This window comes from Nonomuraea sp. NPDC049784 (genome assembly GCF_040659615.1).
Classification (GTDB): domain Bacteria; phylum Actinomycetota; class Actinomycetes; order Streptosporangiales; family Streptosporangiaceae; genus Nonomuraea.
Map to the genome: position 1 here is coordinate 1 of NZ_JBFAMX010000731.1, position 4,538 is coordinate 4,538.

General features: G+C 69.9%; 5 protein-coding genes. All 5 read right to left on the reverse strand.

The features are described 5' to 3' along the window. Positions 1 to 539, reverse strand: a 539-nt coding sequence (locus AB0J09_RS57055; RefSeq protein WP_360711178.1) for an ADP-ribosylglycohydrolase family protein, incomplete at its 3' end; no start/stop codon positions are given. 6 nt (positions 540 to 545) lie between these two features. Continuing rightward, entirely contained in the window at positions 546 to 1,511 is a 966-nt protein-coding gene (locus tag AB0J09_RS57060; protein WP_360711180.1) for an ADP-ribosylglycohydrolase family protein, read from the reverse strand. Then, a complete protein-coding gene (locus AB0J09_RS57065; RefSeq protein ID WP_360711182.1) occupies positions 1,508 to 2,818 on the reverse strand; it encodes a sugar ABC transporter substrate-binding protein in 1,311 nt (436 codons plus the stop codon). The genes AB0J09_RS57060 and AB0J09_RS57065 overlap by 4 nt, the downstream gene beginning before the upstream one ends. 9 nt (positions 2,819 to 2,827) lie before the next feature. Then, on the reverse strand, positions 2,828 to 3,655 hold the full coding sequence (locus tag AB0J09_RS57070) for a carbohydrate ABC transporter permease (RefSeq protein WP_360711185.1): 828 nt from the start codon (positions 3,653 to 3,655) through the stop codon (positions 2,828 to 2,830). Beyond that, positions 3,652 to 4,538, reverse strand: an 887-nt coding sequence (locus AB0J09_RS57075) for a sugar ABC transporter permease (RefSeq protein ID WP_360711188.1), incomplete at its 5' end; no start/stop codon positions are given. The genes AB0J09_RS57075 and AB0J09_RS57070, both read right to left, overlap by 4 nt.

Consider the following 4,538-nt stretch of genomic DNA (forward strand, 5'->3'; position numbering starts at 1 on the left):
GCCACGGCGGCGGCCATGGCCTGGGCGCCCAGGACGCCGTCGTAGGCGTTCGTCACCTGGGCGTCCTGTGTGGGGTCCCTCCCCAGGGCCCCGAACGCCACGGCCCTGACGGCGGCGGCGTCGTCGAAGTGGTGCGGGTTGTCGTGCCCGGACGCGGGCGGCTCGATCCCTTCGGCCAGGTTGTCCAGCGCGGTGGCCACCGAAATGCGCGCCCTGACTCCCTCGCGGATCCGAGACGTATCGCCTTCGAGAAGCTCCCCGAACGCCTCGGCTCTCGGGCGGTCGATCGTGAGCGCCGTCCAGGCGAGCCACTCGGCGTCGTCGGACGGTCCGATGGCCAGCGGGGCCGTCGGCTGGTTGAGCGCGAACGGGACCGGCAGCGTGGTGACCCTGTGCTCCTCGGCGAACGCGTCCAGCTCTCTGTGCAGTCGCCTGCTCCAGGGGGCGTGCAGGGCCGCCCGGTGCCTGGCCGCGGGCCAGCCCACGGCGTCACCGACGGCGAGCCCGGCGAAGGCCCCTCTGATTCTGTCCCCCGACATCGTGATCTACAGTCCTCCCGCCAGTTCGTCTGCGACGTCCAGCACGTGCTTTCCGGCCACGACGGGCAGGCACTTGCCTGTCACGGGCCCGATCCTGGCCGCCCAGCGCCCGGGCACGCCGTGCTCTCCCCGCATGGCTCCTGTGATGGCCCCGGCGATGGCGCCGATCGTGTCGGCGTCCCGGCCCAGGCTCACCCCGAACGTCACGGACGCCTCGACGTCGCCACCGCCCGCCAGCACCGCCGCCAGCGCCAGCGCCACGGCCTCGGGTGCCACGTCGGTCCAGGGGTAATGCTTGACGACCACGGCCTCGTGCAACGCCTCGACGAGCCCGGCCTCATCGTCCGCGCCCGGCTTGCCCACCGCGCGGGCACGCGCGATGTTGCGGGCCGTCCAGGAGTCGGCGGGGATCACCGACAGGGCGGCCGTCACCGCATCCTCCGGGGAGGAGCCGCCCATCGCGGCCGCGACCGCCCCGGCGACCGCGCGGCCGCCCAGGATGCCCTCGCCGGACCCGCTGACCAGCCCGTCCTGCTCCACCAGCCGGGCCGCTTCCCAGGGGTCCCCCGGGCAGAAGATCCCGTACGGCGCCGCGCGCATGGCGAGCCCGTCCGACCACCCGTGCGAGTGCACCAGCCCGGTCAAAGGCGGCTCCAGGCCGCGGCGAAGCGCTTCGACGGTGCCCAGCTCGGAGAACCCGGCCCCCCGCATGGGCCCGGAGACCCGCGGGATGACCTCCTGCCGGTACGCGGCGGCCACGTCGGCGTAAGTCAGCGTGTGCCCGTGCCGAACCAGCAGGGACGCGGCGAAGATGGCGTACTCCGTGTCATCGGTCCCCCCGCCCTCGATCTCGGTGAGCCGCCCCCACCGCCGCCGGATCTCCGACGGCGGCAGGTTCTCGGCCGGGGCTCCGAGGGCGTCCCCCGCGGCGAGGCCGAGCAGACACCCACGGGCTTTATCCCGGAAATTCACCGCTGGTACCGCTCCAACACCTTGTTGCCGTCCTCGACCAGCTTCGAGGCCGCCTGGTCAAGGGTGATCTTATTGCCGAAGTACTCCTGCAGCGCGGGCGTCGCCACCTTGCTCTTCCACTCGTCGAACCCGTTCACCTTGAGGAACGGCGCCACGACGAGGTTCTTGGCGGAGGCGGTGGCCACGTCCCAGCCGTTCTCGTTGGTGGTCATCGCCGGGTCGGCGGCGGCCGTCTGGGAGGTCGGCAGCAGCCAGTCACCCTTGGCGAGCTTGGCCTGGTTCGCGCCGTTCAGGAAGAACGCGATGAACTTCATGGCCTCGTCCGCGTGCTTGCTGTCCTGCGCGATCGACAGCGTCTGCGAGACCGCTCCCTGCTGGGCGCTCGTGCCCTTCGGCGCGGGGAGCGTGACCCACTCGAACTTCTCCGGAGCCTGCTCGGCGACCTGCTGGCGCAGGTACACGCCAGCGGGCAGCAGCGCGAACTTGCCCTGGAAGAAGGCGGGCAGCGGGTCCGCGGTACCTTGGCCGAGCGCGGTCGGGTCGGCGGACTTGTCCTTGTAGAGCTGGTCGTGGATGCGCTGGAGCACCTCGCGCTCCTCGGGCCCGACCTTGACCGTGGTCTTGCCGTCGGCCGTCTGGAAGAACGTGCCGCCGAAGTTGAGCGCCAGGTTGAGCGTCTTGTTGACCGGCGACTTCATCGCCCAGGCCACGCCGTACGCGCCGCCCTTGGTCATCTTCTTGGCCGCGGCGGAGAACTCGTCCCACGTCCAGGGGTTGTCGGACGTCGGGACGCGTACGCCGGACGCGTCGAGCAGCTTCTTGTTGGCGATGATGACCTGCGACTCCTGCAGGAACGGCACGCCGTACACGCCCTGCTCGCCCTTGCCGCCGTCGAAGGTGACGGTGTCCCAGGCGGCCTGCGGGATGTCGCTCTTGAGCTCGGCCGGCAGCTTGTCCTTGATGTCGAGCAGGTAGCCGTCGGAGGCGAAGCCGGACAGCGCGGGCGAGTCGTTGTGGATGACGTCGGGCGCCGTGCCGCCGGCGAACTGGGTGACGAGTTGGTCGTTGACGTTGTCCCAGCTGCCCTGGACGTAGTTGACCTGGATGTTCGGGTTGGCCTTGTTCCACTCGTCCACGATCTGCTTGTTCGCGGCGATGGACTCCTTCTGCCAGGCCAGGCTGAGGAAGTCGAGCTTCACCGGCTCGTTCTTGGAGGGGGACGAGGATTCGCCGCCGCCTCCGCCACTGCCGCACGCGGCGGCGAGCGCGACGATCGCAGCCGCCGCCAGAGCGGATTTGATTCGCATATGAGCCTCCTAGCCCTTGACGGCGCCGGCCATCAGGCCGGACTTCAGTCGCCGCTGAATGATTGCGAAGAAGATCAGGCTCGGGATCGTCGCCATGAGCGACGCCGCGGCCAGCGGGCCGAGCCTGGCCACCCCCTCCGGGCCGGTGAACCTCACCAGCGTGAGCGGGAGCGTCATGACGTCGGGGTCCTGCAGGATCACGAGCGCGAACAGGAACTCGTTCCACGACGAGATGAACGAGAACAGCAACGTGGCCACCACGCCCGGTGCCAGCAGCGGCGCGACCACGCTGGCGATCGAACGCAGCCGGGACGCGCCGTCCACCGCCGCGGCCTCCTCCAGCTCGGGCGGCACAGAGCGCACGTACCCCTGCAGCATCCACAGCGCGAACGGCAGCGTGAACGTCACGTGCACCACCACGAGCCCGGGCAGCGTGTTCACCAGCGACAGGTCCCGCAGGATCATGAAGAGCGGGATGATGATCAGGATGAACGGGAACACCTGGCTGACCAGCACCCACCCGGTCGCGATCCGGTTGATCAGACCGCGGTAGCGGGCCATGGCGTAGGCGGCGGGCAACGAGATCAGCACCGTGATCGCGCTGCTGAACAGCGCCACGATCAGGCTGCGCACCGCCGCCCCGACCAGGTCCTGCTCCCCGAACGCGTCGGCGAAGTTGGCCAGCGTCGGGTCGCGCGGGATCCACGTGGGGTCGGCCAGGGCCATCTCCCGCGGCGTCTTCAGCGACGTGGACAGCAGCCACACCAGCGGGAACGCCAGGAACACGATGAACGCGGCCAGCGCGGCGTACTGCAGGATGCGTCCGGCGATCCTCACTTGGCCTCCCTCATCTGCCGCCACAGGTACATGCCGAGCACCGCGAGCACGACGATCGCCATGGCGACGCCGAGCATCGAGGCGTATCCGGCGAACCGGTATCTGAACGCCTCCTCGTAGGCGAAGAGCATCGGCAGCCGCGTATGGCCGCCGGGACCGCCTTGCGTAAGCACGTACACCAGGCCGAACTGGTTGATGTTCCACACGAAGTCGAGCGAGGTGATCGCCACGATGACGGGCCTGAGCTGCGGCAGCGTGATGTTCCAGAAGCGCCGCCAGGCGCCCGCGCCGTCCACCTCGACCGCCTCGTACAGCTCCTTCGGGATGCCCTGCAGGCCCGCCAGCAGCACCACCGTGGTCTGCGGCATGCCGGTCCAGACGCCGACCACGATGATCGCGGGCAGCGCGAGCGAGAAGTCGGCCAGCCAGTCGATGTCCGTGCCCAGCAGGCCGTTCAGGATGCCGGCGTCGGGGTGGTAGACCAGTTTCCACATCAGTCCGATGACCACGGGCGGCATCGCCCACGGCACCACCGCCAGCACCCGAGCCACGCTCCTGAACCTCAGGTTCTGGTTGAGCAGCAGCGCCAGCCCTAGCGCGGCCAGGAACTGCAGCACGGTCACGGAGACCGACCAGATCGCCCCGATCTTGAACGAGGACCAGAAGTCGCCGTCCGCGAGCAGGTCGGTGAGGTTCTCCAGGCCGACGAAGCTCGTGTCGTGGTTGCGTACGTTGCGGGCGTCGGTGAAGGCCAGGCCGATGCCATACAGCAGCGGGCCGACGCTGAACAGCAGCACCGGCACCAGGGCGGGCAGCATGAGCAGCCACATCTCGCGCGTCCTGCGCGAGATCCCGCCGCGCCGCACGCGCGGCCCGCGCGGCG